The organism is Gordonia sp. (in: high G+C Gram-positive bacteria), from assembly GCF_047600565.1.
Classification (GTDB): Bacteria; Actinomycetota; Actinomycetes; order Mycobacteriales; family Mycobacteriaceae; genus Gordonia.
The window spans coordinates 2,513,107-2,530,762 of sequence record NZ_JASGKN010000001.1; the positions used below are offsets into that span (position 1 = coordinate 2,513,107).

Sequence of the window (17,656 nt, forward strand, 5' to 3'; positions counted from 1 at the left end):
CTAGTATCTGACGTGTTGTGACCACACCCGACTCCGGCCGCCGGAACACCGCGTGGACCGCGCGCTTCCTGCTCGCCGCGGTCCTGGTCGTTGCGCTCGTCATCGCGGTCGATCTGACGGTCACTCACGGCAAGACCGCCCGCGGTGCCCAGATCGCCGAGTTCGATCTGGGTGGCCTGTCCCCCGAGCAGGCGAAGACCGAGATCAATGCGCTGCAGGTCGCGGCCGCCGGGCCGGTGATCCTGCAGACCGAATCCGGCAAGGTGACCGTCGATCCGCACGCTCTCGGCATGACGTTCGACGCCGACGCCACCCTCAGACGCCTCCAGCATCAGCCGCGGACCCCGTGGGCCAGGCTCGGTGCCCTGTTCGGCATGCACCACAAGGTGCTGCCCGTGGTGAAGATCGACGACACGAAGTTCAACGAGGAGCTCGACGCCCAGCGCGGCACCCTCGAGCGCGCGGCCGTGGAGGGCGGCGTCCACTTCAACGGCCGCACCCCCGTTCCCGAACTGCCGGCCGCCGGCCGCCGGATCGACCGTAAAGCCGCGAAGAAGACCGTCGTCTCCCAATGGCTGTACGGCAAGCCGATCGGACTGCCGATGGAGTCGTTCAATCCGAGCGTGTCGGCCGAGACGGTCGACAAGACCGTCAACGGTCCCGCCAAGCAGGTCGTCGCGCAGCCGGTGAAGCTCACCACGCACGGCGATCCCCTGACCGTCACCCCCGACCAGCTCGGCGACATGGTGACGTTCGTGCCCGACGGCAAGGGCGGCTTGCGCCCCAACGTCGCCCAGCGGGCGCTGGCCAAGACGCTCGGCGAGAAGCTGGTCGCCACGGAGGCGGCCCCGGTCAACGCGTCGTTCTCGATGGCGGGCGGTTCCCCGAGTGTCGTGCCGTCACGGGACGGCGCGAAGCTCGACAAGACGGCCACCGGCGCCGCGATCGCCGCCGCCTCGGTGCGCGACCGGGACCGGAACGCCGACACCGCATACAAGGCGCTCAAGCCGAAACTGACCACCGCGAAGGCCAAGAAGCTGGGCGTGAAGGAAGTGGTGTCCGAGTTCACCACCGGCGACTTCAGCGGCCCGTCCGGCGAGAACATCCGCATCGTCGCCGAGGCCACGGACGGCGCCGTGGTCCTGCCCGGCGAGACCTTCTCGCTGAACGGCTACACCGAGCCGCGCGGCACCGCGCAGGGCTACGTCACGTCGACGATCATCGACCACGGTCACGCCTCGAAGGCGGTCGGCGGCGGCATCTCCCAGTTCGCGACCACGCTGTACAACGCGTCGTACTTCGCGGGCCTGGAGGACGTGACCCACACCGAGCACGACTACTACATCTCCCGCTATCCGGAGGCGCGCGAGGCGACGGTGTTCGAGGGCCTCATCGACCTGCAGTTCCGCAACAACACCGACTACGGCATCCTCATCGAGACCGAGTGGACGCCGTCGTCGATCACCGTCCGCATGTGGAGCACCAAGGTGTTCGACGTCGAGTCGATCACCGGTGATCGGTACGACTACACGCAGCCGCAGCCGATCACGCTGCCGGCCGGCGACAACTGCATTCCGGAGAACGGCGCGCAGGGTTTCACCACGTCGAACACCCGGATCGTGCGCAGCCACCGCACCGGCAAGGAACTGTCCCGCGAGACGCGCACCGTGAAGTACAACCCGGAGCCCATCGTCCGCTGCCGCTGACGGGCGAGGCGCCGCGGATCCGGCGCGGACCGAGCGCGCGCTCGGTAGGGTGTGCCGCATGGATATCAACGGAGCAAGTGCAATCGTCACCGGTGGCGCGTCGGGTATCGGCGCGGCCTCCGCTCGCCGTCTCGCCAAGCGCGGCGCCAAGGTCGTCATCGCCGACCTGAAGGCCGACGACGGCGAGGCCATCGCCAAGGAGATCGGCGGCGCGTTCGTGCCGGTCGACGTCACGAACACCGACCAGATCATCGCAGCCATCGACAAGGCCCTCGAACTCGGTCCACTGAAGGCCGCCGTCAACTCGGCCGGTGTCGGCTGGGCGCAGCGGACCATCGGCAAGGACGGCGAGTTCGGGTCGGCGCACGACCTCGAGCTGTACAAGAAGGTCATCAACATCAACCTGATCGGCACCTTCGACGTGACCCGCCTGGCGGCGACCGCGATGAGCCGCAACGAGCCGGGCCCCTCGAACGAGCGCGGCGCGATCGTCAACATGGCGTCGGTGGCCGCCTTCGACGGCCAGATCGGCCAGGCCGCCTACTCGTCCTCCAAGGGTGGCGTGGTCGGCATGACCCTCCCGGTGGCCCGCGACCTGTCGGCCGTCGGCGTCCGACTCAACACCATCGCCCCCGGCCTGATCGACACCCCGATCTACGGCGAGGGCCCCGACGCCGAGGCCTTCAAGGCCAAGCTCGGCGAAAGCGTGCTGTTCCCGAAGCGTCTCGGTGTGCCCGACGAGCTGGCCTCGATGGTCGAGGAGCTGATCTGCAACTCCTACATGAACGCCGAGGTCGTTCGCGTCGACGGCGGCATCCGGATGCCTCCGAAGTAACCCGCTGTCACAGAAGAGGGCTCCGAGGGCATAGTGCCCCCGGAGCCCTCTCTCATGACACTGAAGTGGCAGTTCGATCGTTTGAATGCTTGAGGACGAACGCGGCGAACCGCTAGAAAGGGGCGTGCACAAGTCTTCACGCCGCATCGCGGCGGTACTGACCGTCGGGGTCGCCGCGGCCGTGCTCGCCGGCTGCTCGTCCGTCGGCGGAAACAAGGGCTCGACGGTGACCGTCGAGCAACGAGCGGCCACCACCCCCGTCGATCCGGGCCCGTACCAGCGTTCCGGGTCGCTGTACGTGTTCTCGGTGGGCGGCGGCCAGACCGTCTGTGGAATCGGGCTCGACCAGAACAGCGGTCAGATGGGAAACCTGACCTGTCACGTGCCGCCCGGCACCGGGATCGGGGATGCCGGCGCCATCGACGTGGACGGCGACGGCGTGCACGCGGCCGGCTGGAACCGCTGGACCGGTGCCCCCGACCTTCCCGTCGGAAAATCATTGACCGTCGGCACCGCCACCTGCGAGGTGTACGCCCCCGGCTCGGTGAAATGCGCCAACCACGGCGGCTGGGTGGACGTCACCCCGACCAAGACCACCACCTCGGCCGGCGGTGGCGAGACCACGCAGGTGCCGTCGACCGCCACCCAGAACGGCGCACCGATGGAGCACTACACGGACGGGACCACTCCGGTCGCCCCGGGGACGATGTGCGGCGCCGCCACCGGCAGGACTCTCGTTCAGGTGGTCAGCGGATCGATCTCCTGCACCGACGCGATCGACCTGATCGACGGCTACCTGGCGGCCCCGGCCGACCCGATGGGCGGTAACGCGAAGATGATGGTCTATCGCGGCTGGCGGTGCTCCGCACCGACCGCGGTCGCCGCCCGCGAGATGGGCTTCGGCGCCAAATGCGAGAAGGACGGCACGGTCGTCATCACGCCGGCCGGCTGACAGAGAAATCGCCGGGATGCCGTGAGGCCCCACCGGATGATTCCGGTGGGGCCTCACGAGCTAGCTCGCTTCGACGGGCTCAACGAGCGCCGGACAGGCTCAACGAGCGTGTCAGAAGGCGGCTTCGTCGAGCTCCATCAGATCGTTGTCGACCTTCTCCACGGTGCCGCGGATCGCGGTCAGCAGCGGGAGCATGTTCTTCGCGAAGAACGTGGCCGTGGCGACCTTGCCCTCGTAGAAGGACTTGTCGTCACCCGACGCACCGTCGGCCAGCGCCTTGCCCGCGACCTCGGCCTGACGCAGCAGCAGCCAGCCGATCATCAGATCGCCGACCGCCATCAGGAAGCGGACCGAACCGGTGCCGACCTTGTACAGCTGCTTCGGGTCCTCCTGAGCGGACATCAGGAAGCCGGTCAGTGCGGCCGCCATCGCCTGGACGTCCTCGAGGGCCGTCTTCAGCAGGGCGTACTCGTCCGACAGGCTCTTGTCCGCGGCGGCGTCGATCGTCTTCTGGATCTGTCCGGCGACGTGTGCCAGAGCCTGGCCCTTGTCGCGGATGATCTTGCGGAAGAAGAAGTCCTGCGCCTGGATGGCGGTGGTGCCCTCGTACAGCGAGTCGATCTTCGAGTCGCGGATGTACTGCTCGATCGGGTAGTCCTGCAGGAAGCCGGAACCACCGAAGCACTGCAGGCTCTCGGTCAGCTTCTCGTAGGCGCGCTCGGAACCGACACCCTTGACGATCGGCAGCAGCAGGTCGTTGACCTTGTGAGCCATCTCGGCGTCGGCGCCGGTCACCAGATGGGCCGAAGCCTCGTCCTGGTGCGACGCGGTGAACAGGTACACGGCACGCAGACCCTCGGCGTACGCCTTCTGGGTCAGCAGCGAACGACGGACGTCCGGGTGATGCGTGATGGTCACGCGCGGAGCGGCCTTGTCGGTCATCTGGGTCAGATCGGCACCCTGCACGCGCTGCTTGGCGTAGTCGAGGGCGTTCAGGTAGCCGGTCGACAGGGTGGCGATGGCCTTGGTGCCGACCATCATGCGGGCGTGCTCGATGACGTCGAACATCTGGGCGATGCCGGCGTGCTTGTCGCCGACCAGCCAGCCCTTGGCGGGAATGCCGTGCTGACCGAAGGTGACCTCACAGGTGGCGGAGGCCTTGATGCCCATCTTGTGCTCGACGTTGGTGACGAAGGCGCCGTTGCGCTCGCCCAGCTCACCGGTCTCGTGATCGAAGTGGAACTTCGGCACGAAGAACAGCGACAGACCCTTGGTACCCGGGCCGGCGCCCTCGGGGCGGGCCAGCACCAGGTGGAAGATGTTCTCGGTCATGTCCTGGTCGGCCGAGGTGATGAAACGCTTCACGCCCTCGATGTGCCAGGTGCCGTCCTCCTGCTGGATGGCCTTGGTGGTGCCGGCGCCCACATCCGAGCCGGCGTCCGGCTCGGTGAGCACCATGGTGGAGCCCCAGCCGCGCTCGGCGCAGATGACGGCCCACTTCTTCTGCTCGTCGGTGCCGTTGTCGTAGAAGATGTTCGCGAAGCCCGAACCGGCGGCGTACATGAAGATCGGCGGGTTGGCGCCCAGGATCATCTCGGCCAGGGCCCAGTACAGCGAACGGGGGGCCGGCATACCGCCGAGCTCCTCCGGCAGGCCGACCTTGTCCCAGCCGGCGTCGATGAACGCCTGGTAGGACTTCTTGAACGGCTCGGGGATCGTCACCGAGTGCTCGTTCGGGTCGAACACCGGCGGGGTGCGGTCGGCCTCGGCGAACGAGTCGGCGATCGGACCCTCGGCGAGAGTCTTGACCTCGCGGATCATGTCTTCGGCGGCCTCACGGTCGAGATCGCCGAACGCGCCCGACTCGAGGACCTTGTCGAGCTCGTACATCTCGAAGAGGTTGAAGTGCAGATCGCGCACGTTGGACTTGTAATGGCCCATGGGGGAGTTCCTATCCGGGGTGGGGGCTGAAGTGAATCAGACAAGTTACTTGCCGGTAACCAGAGACAGAATACCCACGCCCTCGCAGCGAGACAACCCGGGCAAACGTGGCCCTGCTTACACGGCTGAGCAGGTCTTATGCAGCAGCGGAATTCAGAGTGAACGCAGGTAAGCCAGGTCGTCGGCGATGCCCTCGGCGGGGGTCTCCAGGATGCCCGGCGCCTGCGCCTGGGCCATCAGCTCCGACAGCACCGCGGGATCGATCGTCCCGCCCTCCAGGTTGGCGTGCCGGTCGCGTCCCGAATCGAATTCGTCGCGCGAGTTGTTCAGGTGCACCAGGTCGATCCGGCCGGTGATGCCGCGGATCCGTTCGGTCAGGCCGACGAGGTCTTCGCCGCCGGCCCACGCATGACAGGTGTCCAGACAGAACCCGGCCTGATCGAAGTCGCCGACCGCATCCCACAACCGCTCGATCGATTCCAGGGTGCGGGCCATCGCGTGATCGCCGCCCGCGGTGTTCTCGATGAAGATCGGCACGGCGAAACCGCCCTTGTCGGCCTGCCGCTCGAACAGCTTGCGCCAGTTCGCGAATCCCTCCGCGGCTTCCTCCCCGTCCCGGAGATGCCCACCGTGCACCACCAGTCCGATCGCGCCCAGCTCGGCGGCCGCCTGCGCCTGCTGTTCGACGGCTTTGCGCGACGGCATCCGCAGGCGATTGTTCAGGCTCGCCACGTTGATCTGGTAGCTCGAGTGCACCACGACGTCGACGCTCGAGTTCCTGATCCGTTCGGCATCCGGCCGGGGTTGCGGCTTGGCCCAGCTCTGCGGATCGGTGACGAACATCTGGAACACGTCGATACCGAGTTCCTCGGCGGTCGCGATCGGATCGTCGTCCTGCCGTAGATGGGCTCCCACTCGCATGAGGTCCAGAGTATCGGGGTGGGGGTTTCGACACGGGTCGTCGGGCTGCGCCCGTCGTCCCGGCTCAACCGGCGGTAGGTCGTCGGGGTTTCGACACGGGTCGCCGTCGTCGCTGCGCTCCGTCGGTGACCCGGCTCAACCATCGGATAGATAGATCGGTGACCCGGCTCAACCGGCGGTAGGTCGTCGTCCCGGCTCAACTGGCGGTGGGAGGTGCAATAGTGGAGGTATGACCGCTTTCACGCTCTGTTCGCCGTCGCTCGCCCGCCGCCTCACCGCCCTCGCCGGGGCGGTCGCCGTGGCCGGCCTTCTCGCCGCCTGCGGGTCCGACGACACCGCCGACGGACATTCGGCGCACGGTGATCATGCTCACACGAGTGCGACAGCAGCCCCCACCTCGGTCGCACCGGGCGTGAACTCGGCGGATGTGATGTTCGCGCAGATGATGATCCCTCACCATCAGCAGGCGGTCGAGATGGCGAAGATGGTTCCCGACCACACCGAGAACGGCTGGCTCAAGGACTTCGCCGGCCAGGTCATCGCATCGCAGCAGCCGGAGATCGACCAGATGACCAGCGCATTGCAGTCCTGGGGGCAGTCTGTTCCCGCAGGTCAGGACGCCCACATGGATCACGACATGGGCGGCGGCGCCATGGACGGGATGATGACTTCCGACCAAATGGACAAACTTCAGACACTGACCGGCGACGACTTCGACAAGGAGTGGCTGACGATGATGATCGCCCACCACCAGGGCGCCGTCGACATGTCCAAGACCGAACTCGCACAGGGCGAGAACACTCAGAATGCGGGAGCTGGCGCAGAAGATCATCGACGCCCAGGAAGCGGAGATCGCGGAGATGCGGTCACAACTCGATACGTAAACGCCCCAATGGAACTCGCCAGGCTCTAAGCTTCCTCTCATGAGCAACAACGTTCTGATCAATCCGATCCCCGCCCAGTCGCGCAACGCGGTTCGTACGGCGATCATCATCGCTTCCCTCATCGGCATCGTCTTCGGCCTCGTCGCCATGTTCTGGTCGGGTCCGACCGTCGTGGTCGCCGCCGTGCTGTTCGGTGTCGCCCTCATCCTCATGGGCCTCGTGCGCCTGTACTTCGCTTTCGCGTCGACCGGTCTGAGCACCGGCCTGCGCATCCTGTCGCTGGTCCTCGGCGCCGCCCTCGTGGTGTTCGGCGTCATCGCCGTCATCCACCCGGGTGTGGGCATCGGCCTGCTGGCTCTCTGGATCGGCATCGGCTGGATCCTGGCCGGTCTGCAGGACCTGTTCGGCGCCCGCGAGGGTGTCGCCCTGGCTCCGCGCTGGCTGGTCATCCTCGGTGGCCTGATCTCGATCGCCGCCGGCATCATCATGTGCGTCTGGTACCCGAGCATCGCGCTGGAGACCCTCGTGTGGGTCGCCGGCCTGCTGCTGGTCATCTTCGGCGTCGTCAGCCTGTTCACCCTGCCCGCGAAGGCCGAGTAACCTTCCGACTGCGCTACACCGGCGCCAGCCCGTCGAAATCGATCGACGGACTGGCGCCGGTTTCGTTTTTCACCAGTCCGTCGAGATCGGCCAGCGCGTGTGCCAGCTCGGTGGTGTGCGTCAGCGTGACGCCGTCGAGCGGATCGCCGGAATGCACGGCGGCGGCGCCGAGCAGTCGTCGGGCCGCCGGCTCGTCCAGCGGCCACAGTGCGTCGGCGGTGGTCACGTAGAGCCGGACCGCCGGATCCACCGCATCCAGATGCAGAAGAGCCCACGCCCAGTGTTTGGCGACGTCCACCGTGGCGGCCTCGCCCCGGCCGTGGGTGCGCACGTATTTGGCATGCAGTTCCGTGCACAGATAGTCGGTGTCGCGCCACAGTCCCAGGTGCCGCATGCAGCGCACCGACTCGTGCAGGGCGCTCAGATACTTCACCGAGTAGGGCCCCTCGCGGCGCGCCCGCACTTCACGGAGCACCGAGAACTCCGCGAGGGCGTGCGTGTACTCGCCCGCGTCGTACATCGACCGAGCCTGAGCCTCCAACTCGTCGAGCATGCATCCAGGGTGGCCCGAGACGCCGCGCGATGGGGCGATAATGGTCGATATGGAAACCGTCGGGGGTCGTGATCTCAGCCGCTGGGCGTTGCTGAGTATCGCGACGGCCGTCGCCACCATCGTGCTGAAGGGCTCGGCCTGGCTGGTGACCGGATCGGTGGGTCTGCTCTCCGATGCGGCCGAGTCGCTGGTGAATCTGGCGGCGGCGATCGTCGCGTTCATCGCCCTGCGGGTGGCGGCCCGGCCCGCCGACGACGACCACAACTTCGGGCACACCAAGAGCGAGTACTTCTCGGCGGTCATCGAGGGCGTGCTGATCGTGATCGCGTCGGGCGCCATCATCTACGCCGCCGTCGATCGGCTCCGTCACCCCGAACATCTCGAGAAGCTGGGCCTCGGTCTCGTGATCGCCGCTGTCGCCGCCGCCCTCAACGGTGCCGTCGCGGTCGCCCTGATCCGGGCCGGTCGCCGGCATCGGTCGATCACCCTCGAAGCCGACGGCAAACACCTGATGACCGACCTGGTCACGACCGGCGGCGTGATCGTCGCCGTGCTGCTGGTCGCGGTGAGCGGGTGGACCGTCCTGGACCCGCTCATCGCCATCGCGGTGGCCGTCAACATCCTGTTCGTCGGCTACCGGCTGGTGCGCCGGTCCGGGTCGGGACTGATGGATGCCGCGATCGGTGACGACGAGCGCGCCGCCATCGACGGGGTGCTTGACTCCTACCGCGGCGACGGCGTCGACTTCCACGACGTCCGCACCCGGGAGGCCGGTCACATCCGGTTCGTGCAGCTGCACATGCTGGTGCCGGGCGAGTGGTCGGTGCAGCGCGGCCACGACCTCGTCGAGCGGGTCGAGGCGTCGCTGAGGGCCGCCGTTCCCGACCTGTATCCGACGGTGCATTCTGGAGCCGATCGAGGATCCGCGCGCCTACGAGCCCTGGCGGCGCTAAGCCCGGCCGGCCGGTCGGGAAATCAGTAGTGTCAAAGACATGAGCGACAACGATGACAACGACGTCGACTACGACGTCGATCAGCTCCAGCCCGACGACACTCTCGACCGCCCGGAACTCGACGACGTGCTCGATGAGGGCTACGACCCGCCGGACCGCGCGCCCAAGGGCTACGGCGACGAGATCGACGACCAGGATCCCGAGACCCTCGACGAGCGTCTCGCCGAGGAGGAACCGGACGTCGACTACGACTCCGAATCCGACCCGGATGCCGACTTCCCGTCGGACGACGAGGTCGGCGATCGGCGGGCGGGTCGCCTGATCGCCCCCGACGCGGGCGTGAACGAGGACGTCGACGCACAGATGCTGGCCACCGATGCCGGTGTCGACGGTGCCGGAGCCTCCGCGGAGGAGGCCGCCGTCCACGTGATCGACGAGTAGACCGCATGGATCGGGACTCACTCGTCGAGGCGGGCCTCGGCCTCATCTCGCGGTTCGGTTCCCGGGCGTTGAGCCTCACCCAGGTCGCCAGCCACGCCGGTGTCGCCCGGGCCACCGCCTACCGCATGTTCGGTGGCCGCAGCGCCTTGATGAACGCGATCGTGGACCGCGAGCTGGTGCTGCTTCGGGAGAAGTTCATCGCCTGGGGCGCCGACGAACCGGATCCGGCCCGCCGGGTCCACATCCGGGTGACGTCGGCGCTCGGTTACATCCGCGACCACGGCGCCCTGCAGTACGTGCTGCGCCACGAGCCGGAGGAGGTGTCGCGTTCGCTGATCAGTGTCGGCGTCGACGACGGACCCACGCTCGTGGAGCGGATCGTGGAGACGGTGCTGCCGGAACTGACCACGGAAGAGGCCCAGGCGCTGCGCCCCAATCCGCGGGGTGCGATCGAGTTCATGGTGCGCACCATCATGTCCTCGATGGTGGTGCCGCAGAGTTCGCTCACCGACGACGCGATCGCCGATCTCGTCGTTCGGGCCGTCACCGACTGAGCCGATCGGGACGGGGATACGCTGAGCTCATGAACGGTTCCCAGCCCGAGTCAGCGCGAGCCATCTACATCGCCTCCTCCGAGGGCGGAACCGGTAAGTCGAGTGTCGCTCTGGGAGTGCTGGCGCACCTCACGGCCACCGGCGGCCGGGTGGGTGTCTTCCGCCCCATCTCGCGGGCCGGCGCCGGCGAACGGGACTACATCCTGGACCTCCTGATGGAGCATACGTCGGTCGACATCCCCTACGAGGAATGCCTCGGCGTCACCTACGACGATGTGCACGCCGATCCCGAGCAGGCGATCTCCGACATCGTCGCGCGGTTTCACGTGGTCGCCCAGCAGTGCGACAACGTGCTGGTGATCGGCTCGGACTACACCGATGTCGCGTCGCCGTCCGAGCTCAGCTTCAATGCGCGGATCGCCGCCAACCTGGCCGCGCCCGTCCTGCTGGTGGCGTCGGCCGCCGGCCGCACACCCACCGACATGCATTCGATGGTCGAGCTGCTGATCGCCGACATCGAGGCGTCGCACGCCGAGATGGCCGGTGTGGTCGCCAACCGGTGCGAACCCGATCAGGTGCAGGCGGTCGCCGACGCCATCTCTGATCTGGGCTGCCTGGTGTGGGCGGTGCCCGAGGAGCCGATCCTGAATGCGCCGACCATGGCCGAGCTCGCCGAGGCGCTCGACGCCACCCTGTACAGCGGTGACGCCGACCTTCTGGACCGGGAGGCGCTGGATGTGATGGTCGGCGGCATGACCGTCGAACACATCCTGGAGCGGCTCGAGGAGTCGATGGCGGTGATCGCGCCCGCCGACCGTTCGGACGTGCTGCTGTCGTTGGTGAACGCGAACGCCGCCCAGGGCTTCCCGCGTCTGTCCGGCATCATCCTCAACGGCGGCCTCAACCCGCACCCGATGATCGACGCCCTGGTGAAGGGCCTGCGGCCCACCCTGCCGATCCTGCAGTGCCAGTACGGCACCTACGAGACGGCCCGCATCGCGGCCACGACGCGCGGCCGGATGGTCAGCGGTTCGGCCCGCAAGGTGGAGGCGGCGCTGGCGCTGATGGACCGTCACGTCGGATTCGAGGATCTGTTCGCGGAGACCAACGTGCACCGCCCCGAGGTCGTGACGCCGCAGATGTTCGAGTACCAGCTGATCGCGCAGGCCAAGTCCGATCCGCAGCACATCGTGCTGCCGGAGGGCGACGACGACCGCATCCTGCGGGCCGCCGGCCGGCTGTTGCGCCGCGGCGTCGCTCGGCTCACCGTCCTCGGCGACGAGGACAAGGTGCGGGACCGGGCCAAGGAACTGGGTGTCGACCTGACCGGCATCGACGTGATCGACAACCGCACCAGCGACCTTCTGGAGGGCTTCGCCCACTCCTACTACGAGCTGCGCAAGCACAAGGGGATGACCGAGGAACGGGCCCTCGAAGTGGTGCGCGACGAGTCGTACTTCGGCACCATGATGCTGCACACCGGCATGGTCGACGGCATGGTGTCCGGCGCCGTCCACACCACTGCGCAGACCATCCGGCCCGCCTTCGAGATCATCAAGACCCAGCCGGGCGTCAAGACGGTGTCGAGCGTCTTCTTCATGTGCCTGGCCGACAAGGTCCTCACCTACGGCGACTGCGCCGTCGTGCCCGACCCGTCCGCCGAGGAGCTCGCCGACATCGCGATCAGCTCGGCCGGCACCGCGTCGGCGTTCGGCATCGATCCGCGCGTGGCCATGCTGTCGTATTCGACGGGTGGTTCCGGTTCGGGCGCCGACGTCGACAAGGTCCGTCAGGCCACCGAGCTGGTCCGCGAACGTGCACCGCAGATCCTGGTGGAGGGTCCGATCCAGTACGACGCCGCCATCGACCCGTCGGTGGCGGCCACCAAGATGCCGGACTCCCCGGTAGCCGGCCGCGCGACGGTGCTGATCTTCCCGGACCTGAACACCGGTAACAACACCTACAAGGCGGTGCAGCGGTCGGCGAGCGCGATCGCGATCGGTCCGGTGCTGCAGGGTCTGAACAAGCCGATGAACGACCTCTCCCGCGGCGCCCTGATCTCCGACATCGTCAACACCGTCGCCATCACCGCGATCCAGGCGCAGAACATCAAAGCCGCCGCTCTTTCGTCGGTGACGCCGCCCCGTGCCGAAACCACCCCCAAGAAGGCCCGCTCCGCGAAGAAGGACTCCGCGACATGACCGACTCCCCGATCGTCCGCCCCGGTGCCGTCCTGGTGATCAACGCCGGCTCGTCGTCGCTGAAATACCAGATCGTCGATCCGCTGACCGAGGACGTGTATGCGGACGGTCTGGCCGAACGGATCGGGGAGAAGACGTCGTCCATCAAGCACGAGTGCGGTGGGCGTGAGCAGAAGATCGAACTGTCGCTGCCGGATCATCGTGCGGCCATCGCGAAGGTGATGGAGCTGTTCGCCGGCGACGGCGTGAACCTGACGCAGGCGGGTCTGGTGGCCGTCGGGCATCGCGTGGTGCACGGTGGCCGCAGCTTCCACGAGCCGACGCTGGTGACACCGTTCGTGCGGGAGGAGATCGCCCGCATCGCGCCGCTCGCGCCGCTGCACAATCCGCCCAACCTGGTGGGCATCGACGCGGTCACCGAACTGCTGCCGGACGTGCCGGCCGTCGTCGTCTTCGACACCGCCTTCTTCCACGATCTGCCGGCCGAGTCGTCGACGTACGCGCTCAACGCGGACGTGGCGAAGGAGTACGCGATCCGCCGCTACGGATTCCACGGCACCAGCCACGCCTACGTGTCGCGGCGGGCCGCCGAGTTCCTGAACCGTCCGTACGACGAGGTGAACCAGATCGTTCTGCACCTGGGCAACGGGGCGTCGATGTCGGCGATCCGCGGGGGCCGGCCGATCGACACGACGATGGGCATGACGCCGCTCGAAGGCCTGGTGATGGGAACCCGCACCGGCGACATCGATCCGGGCATCACGTTCCAGCTGGCGCGCGTCGCCGGAATGTCGATCGACGACATCGATCGCCTCTACAACAAGGAGTCCGGCCTCAAGGGCCTGTGCGGCGACAACGACTTCCGGTCCGTGCTGGAGCGGGTCGACGCCGGCGACGAGGCCGCCGAGCTCGCATTCGGCGTCTATCTGCACCGTCTGCGCCACTACATCGGGGCGTATCTGATCGAGCTCGGCCACGTGGACGCGATCGTGTTCACCGCGGGTGTCGGCGAGAACGCCGTCGCCGTCCGCGCCGAGGGGCTGAAGGATCTGGAGAACTTCGGCATCGTGATCGACGCGGACCGCAACGCCGTCCGCAGCCCGGAGCCGCGGGTCATCTCCACCGACGATTCGGCGATCACGGTCCTGGTGGTTCCCACCAACGAGGAGCTGGAGATCGCGCGCCAGTCCGCCGCCGTCGTCGACGGCGGCTAGCCGGAGGACAGTTCACGCAGCAGGTTCAGGACGGTGATCGCCCCGGCCTTGTCGAGCGGCTCGTTGCCGTTGCCGCACTTGGGGGACTGCACGCAGGACGGGCAGCCGTCGGCGCAGCGACAGTCGGCGACCGCCTCCGCGGTGGCGGCCACCCAGTCGGCGAACGCGTCGAAACCCCGCTCGGCGAAGCCTGCGCCGCCCGGATAGCCGTCGTACACGAACACCGTCGGCAGCCCGGTGTCCGGATGCAGATCGGTGGACAGTCCGCCGATGTCCCAGCGGTCGCAGGTGGCCACCAGGCCGAGAAGGCTGATCATCGCGTGCTCGGCGGCGTGCAGGACACCGGGAAGCCGCTCGGGCCCGATCCCGGCCGCCTCCAACGATTCCGGGGTCAGCGTGTAGAGCACGGCGCGGGTGGTGAGCTCCTCCGGCGGCAGATCCAGGGCCACCGAGTCGAGGATCTCCCCGGACAGGGCCTTGCGCAGATAACCGACCACCTGGTTGGTCACTTCGACGTCGGCGAACGACACCGTCATCGGCCCCGACGACCACGACCGGTGCGTCGCCAGGATGGTCACATCGCTGACCTCGCGGTCGGTGGTGGTCCAGTCGGGCCGTTCGGGATGGGTGAGCGCGAGCCCTTCGTCCAGATCCAGTTCGTCGACGACGAAGCTCTCGCCCTGATGCAGGTACACGGCACCCGGGTAGACGGACTTCTTGGCGCGGCTGGAGTCGACGGTGCCGAGCAGACGCGACGTGGTGGCATCGACGATCAGGACCTGACCCCCGATCCCGCCGCGGATGTCGATGTCCGCGTACGGGTCACCGTTCTCCGAGCTGGTCGACGGGGCCGGATACCAGCCCGCCTTGCGACGCTTCAGAAGACCGGCCGCCTCGAGTCCGGCGACGGCGTCGTGGGCACGCCGGGAGTGCAGCGTGGGGGTGCTGAAGGCGCGGTCGAAGGCGTCGACGTCGGCGTCGGTGAGCGGCAGTTCGGTGGCGGCGCACAGCAGGTGCGGCCCGAGGATGTACGGGTTGCCGGGATCGGTGACGGTGGCCTCGACGGGCCGCCCGAGGAGGGCGTCGGGGTGGTGCACCAGGTAGGTGTCGAGCGGATCGTCGCGGGCGATCATCACAACGAGGGATCCCTCGCCGCGCCGTCCGGCACGCCCGGCCTGCTGCCAGAAGCTGGCGATGGTGCCGGGATAGCCGGCGACGATCACCGCGTCCAGGCCGCTGATGTCGACGCCGAGTTCGAGGGCGTTGGTGGTGGCGACGCCCAGCAGTTCACCGTCGGCCAGGGCGCGTTCGAGCCGTCGGCGGTCGTCGGCGAGGTACCCGGCGCGATAGGCCGCCACCCGGTTCGTCAGGTCCGGTGCGGATTCGGCGAGGAGTTCGCGGGCGCGCAACGCGGTCACCTCCACACCGCGGCGGCTGCGCAGGAAGCACAGGGTGCGTGCCCCTTCCACCACGAAGTCGGCGAGCAGACGGGCCGCTTCGGCGCCGGCCGGCCGGCGGACGGGTGCGGCGTTCTCGCCCCGGCTGTTCGCTCCTTGAGCTTCGTTCCCCGCTCCTTGAGCCCTGTTGTTCGTTCCTTGAGCTCCGTCGAAAGGAAGAAAGCCCGGCTCCCACATGGCGACGGTGCGTTCGCCGTGCGGCGAGGTGTCCTGCGTGACGGCTACGACGTCGTCGCCGATCAGCCGGGACAGCGCCTGCTCCGGATTCGACACGGTCGCACTCGCGCCGATGACGACCGGATCGGCGCCGTACGCCCGCGCCACCCGCAGCATGCGTTGCAGAACCAGCGCCGTATGGGAGCCGAAGACTCCGCGATAGTGGTGACATTCGTCGACGACGACGAACTTCAGTTTCGCGAAGAACTGCCGCCATTTCTGATGCGTCGACAGAATTCCGAGATGCAGCATGTCCGGGTTGGTGAAGATCCACCGGGAATGGGTGCGCGCCCACTGGCGGAGCTCGGATTCGGTGTCGCCGTCGTACATGCACGGCTGGAGGTGGCTGAATGTGCGGCGGCCGGCGATCGTCTCGCTCACCGCACGCAGCTGGTCGGTGCCGAGGGCCTTCGTCGGCGACAGGTACAGCGCCGTCGAGTTGGGGTCGGTCGCGAACGTGGTGAGTATCGGCAGCAGGTAGGCGAGCGACTTGCCCGACGCGGTGCCGGTGCAGATGGACACGTTGCGGCCGGCCATCGCGTGATCGGCGGCGGTCACCTGGTGCGTCCAGGGCTTTTCGATGCCGCGCTCGACGAAGGCGTCGCGCACGTCGGCGGGAACCCAGGCCGGCCAGTCGGCGAATTCGGCGGTGCGCTTGGCGATCACCGCGGTGTGGGTGAGGGGGCTCTCCTCGGCGGGGTCGGCGCCGGCCAGGGTCGCTGCGAGCAACTCCTCGCCGTAGGAGTCGTGCTGCGTCAACCTGGGGCCCTGCCGTCGTGCGTGGAAAGTGATCTCCATCGTACGGCGGCCGCCGACCTGCCTTGACGCCGCGGATAGGTCACAGCCCGGTTCCAGGGGTGTCTTATTCGTCCGGGACATGGTTAGGTGGAAGGTGGTCGCACGCTTCACCGATGTGAAGCAGGTTGCGAACGTGGTACTGAGCGGTTTTTCTTCGCATTTCGCGAGGGTCTGTTTGCAGAGTATGGCGGTCGGAACAGGCCTCCGTCCCGATTCCTTCGGGCGGAAAAATGCAGCAAGAAGAGGTATGCAGTAAATGGCACAGGGAACTGTGAAGTGGTTCGATTCGGAAAAGGGCTACGGCTTCATCGCTCCGGATGACGGCAACCGCGACGTGTTTGTTCACTTCACCGAGATCCAGGGCAACGGCTTCCGTACCCTGGAGGAGAACCAGCGCGTGGACTACGAGCTCGGACAGAGCGACAAGGGTCTGCAGGCCACCGGCGTTACCCCGGTGGAAGGCTGATCCTTCCGGATCTCATGCACAGAACTCCCGGTTCCGATCATTCGATCGGGGCCGGGAGTTCTCGCATCCGCGCTTCCTGAGCTTTCCCTCGCTCCTCGACTCTCCCCGCTCCTCGTCTGACCGGTCTCACCTCTGCACATGCGACCACACGAGGGAAGATTCCCCCCGTGACCTCACCGCTGAAGTATTCAGACCACCGTCGGACGCGGCTCGCGACACCCGGGTAGTCGCGCTCCCCGGCTCGTGCGTCGGATGAGACGGGTGTGGCAGCGGTAGAGTTTTCGCTGTGAGCCAGTTGTCGTTGTTCTCCGCTGACACGGAGGAACCTGCGATCGACGACCTGGCCGGTCTTCTGGCCGCTCAGGGGCAGTCGGTGCATACCCCCGACGGCGCCCGCGTGTCCGTGGTCGTCGCCGATGTGTGGCGTGCCGAGGCGATCGCGGCCGACATCGCGGCGAGCGGACTGGCGGCCGAGGCGGAGACCTCCGACGAGGGCACACCCATCGCGCGCACCGAGGTGACGCCGCGTCTGACCGCCCTGCATCGTGACTGGACCACCGGTGCCATGAAGTCGGTGCCGGACGGATGGACGCCGAGCCCCCGCGCCTTGAGGTTCTGGGTGCTCGCCTCGGGCCGCCCGGAAGGCATCCACTACGTGCTCGGGCTGGATCCGCACGCCCCCGACACCCACGGCGCTTTGGCGACGGCACTGATGCGCGTAGGCATCGCCCCGACGCTGGTCGGCTCGCACGGCCACCAGCCGTCGTTGCGGATCACCGGGCGCAAGCGGCGTGCGCGCCTGCTGGAGAGTGTCGGCGGTGCTCCCGCCGGCGCCGCCGCGCAGGCGGCCTGGCCGACCCCCGCCTGACCTTCTCGCCGGTTGAGCCGTGTCGAAACCCGTGCTGGTTGAGCCGGGCGACGCCCTTCGACCGGCTCAGGAACCGGTCCGTGCCCACGCTGGTTG

At 67.7% G+C, this 17,656-nt stretch carries 15 protein-coding genes and 1 pseudogene; 12 read left to right on the forward strand and 4 right to left on the reverse strand.

Annotation, left to right across the window (positions count from 1 at the left end; all coding sequences use genetic code 11):
• The first annotated feature begins 17 nt into the window (after positions 1 to 17).
• The 3 genes from QM774_RS12190 (at position 18) to QM774_RS12200 (ending at position 3,493) form a co-directional block, all read left to right on the forward strand.
• Positions 18 to 1,706 (forward strand): VanW family protein, encoded by a 1,689-nt coding sequence (locus tag QM774_RS12190; protein ID WP_414976125.1) that lies wholly within the window; start codon positions 18 to 20, stop codon positions 1,704 to 1,706.
• A 58-nt stretch (positions 1,707 to 1,764) separates the two neighbouring features.
• Positions 1,765 to 2,541, forward strand: coding sequence for an SDR family NAD(P)-dependent oxidoreductase (locus QM774_RS12195; protein ID WP_414976126.1), 777 nt, complete (start codon positions 1,765 to 1,767; stop codon positions 2,539 to 2,541).
• 124 nt (positions 2,542 to 2,665) lie between these two features.
• A complete protein-coding gene (locus QM774_RS12200) occupies positions 2,666 to 3,493 on the forward strand; it encodes a hypothetical protein (RefSeq protein WP_414976127.1) in 828 nt (275 codons plus the stop codon).
• Between the two features lie 111 nt (positions 3,494 to 3,604).
• On the opposite strand, the gene QM774_RS12205 is transcribed toward QM774_RS12200, so the two are convergent.
• Complete coding sequence (locus QM774_RS12205; protein ID WP_414976128.1) at positions 3,605 to 5,434, reverse strand: acyl-CoA dehydrogenase; 1,830 nt, start codon at positions 5,432 to 5,434, stop codon at positions 3,605 to 3,607.
• A 153-nt stretch (positions 5,435 to 5,587) separates the two neighbouring features.
• Positions 5,588 to 6,355: a deoxyribonuclease IV gene (locus QM774_RS12210; protein WP_414976129.1), complete on the reverse strand. Its 768-nt coding sequence runs from the start codon at positions 6,353 to 6,355 to the stop codon at positions 5,588 to 5,590.
• Positions 6,356 to 6,584: 229 nt separating this feature from the next.
• Between QM774_RS12210 and QM774_RS12215 the strand changes: the two genes are divergently transcribed.
• Together QM774_RS12215 and QM774_RS12220 are read left to right on the forward strand one after the other, a co-directional pair.
• Positions 6,585 to 7,268, forward strand: a complete 684-nt coding sequence (locus tag QM774_RS12215; protein WP_414976130.1) for a DUF305 domain-containing protein — start codon at positions 6,585 to 6,587, stop codon at positions 7,266 to 7,268.
• Between the two features lie 10 nt (positions 7,269 to 7,278).
• Positions 7,279 to 7,839 (forward strand): HdeD family acid-resistance protein, encoded by a 561-nt coding sequence (locus tag QM774_RS12220; RefSeq protein WP_414976131.1) that lies wholly within the window; start codon positions 7,279 to 7,281, stop codon positions 7,837 to 7,839.
• Positions 7,840 to 7,852: 13 nt separating this feature from the next.
• Here QM774_RS12220 and QM774_RS12225 read toward each other — a convergent pair whose 3' ends face one another.
• On the reverse strand, positions 7,853 to 8,392 hold the full coding sequence (locus QM774_RS12225) for a hypothetical protein (protein WP_414976132.1): 540 nt from the start codon (positions 8,390 to 8,392) through the stop codon (positions 7,853 to 7,855).
• 49 nt (positions 8,393 to 8,441) lie between these two features.
• Here QM774_RS12225 and QM774_RS12230 point away from each other — a divergent pair.
• The 5 genes and pseudogenes from QM774_RS12230 to QM774_RS12250 all read left to right on the forward strand — a co-directional run bounded on the left by QM774_RS12230 (position 8,442) and on the right by QM774_RS12250 (position 13,755).
• Positions 8,442 to 9,345 (forward strand): annotated as a pseudogene (locus QM774_RS12230) (cation diffusion facilitator family transporter).
• 39 nt (positions 9,346 to 9,384) lie between these two features.
• A complete protein-coding gene (locus QM774_RS12235) occupies positions 9,385 to 9,786 on the forward strand; it encodes a DUF5709 domain-containing protein (RefSeq protein WP_414976133.1) in 402 nt (133 codons plus the stop codon).
• Positions 9,787 to 9,791: 5 nt separating this feature from the next.
• Complete coding sequence (locus QM774_RS12240; protein WP_414976134.1) at positions 9,792 to 10,340, forward strand: TetR/AcrR family transcriptional regulator; 549 nt, start codon at positions 9,792 to 9,794, stop codon at positions 10,338 to 10,340.
• 29 nt (positions 10,341 to 10,369) lie between these two features.
• Complete coding sequence (gene pta / locus QM774_RS12245; protein WP_414976135.1) at positions 10,370 to 12,541, forward strand: phosphate acetyltransferase; 2,172 nt, start codon at positions 10,370 to 10,372, stop codon at positions 12,539 to 12,541.
• Entirely contained in the window at positions 12,538 to 13,755 is a 1,218-nt protein-coding gene (locus tag QM774_RS12250) for an acetate kinase (protein ID WP_414976136.1), read from the forward strand. The genes pta and QM774_RS12250 overlap by 4 nt, the downstream gene beginning before the upstream one ends.
• Here the strand turns inward: QM774_RS12250 and QM774_RS12255 are convergent.
• Positions 13,752 to 16,226 carry a DEAD/DEAH box helicase gene (locus QM774_RS12255; RefSeq protein ID WP_414976137.1) on the reverse strand — a complete coding sequence of 825 codons (2,475 nt, stop codon included), beginning with the start codon at positions 16,224 to 16,226 and terminating at the stop codon, positions 13,752 to 13,754. The genes QM774_RS12250 and QM774_RS12255 overlap by 4 nt on opposite strands.
• A 256-nt stretch (positions 16,227 to 16,482) precedes the next feature.
• Here QM774_RS12255 and QM774_RS12260 point away from each other — a divergent pair, with 256 nt between their 5' ends.
• Both QM774_RS12260 and QM774_RS12265 read left to right on the forward strand, forming a co-directional pair.
• Positions 16,483 to 16,692, forward strand: a complete 210-nt coding sequence (locus tag QM774_RS12260) for a cold-shock protein (RefSeq protein WP_414976138.1) — start codon at positions 16,483 to 16,485, stop codon at positions 16,690 to 16,692.
• A 286-nt stretch (positions 16,693 to 16,978) separates the two neighbouring features.
• On the forward strand, positions 16,979 to 17,560 hold the full coding sequence (locus tag QM774_RS12265) for a hypothetical protein (protein WP_414976139.1): 582 nt from the start codon (positions 16,979 to 16,981) through the stop codon (positions 17,558 to 17,560).
• Positions 17,561 to 17,656: the final 96 nt, after the last annotated feature.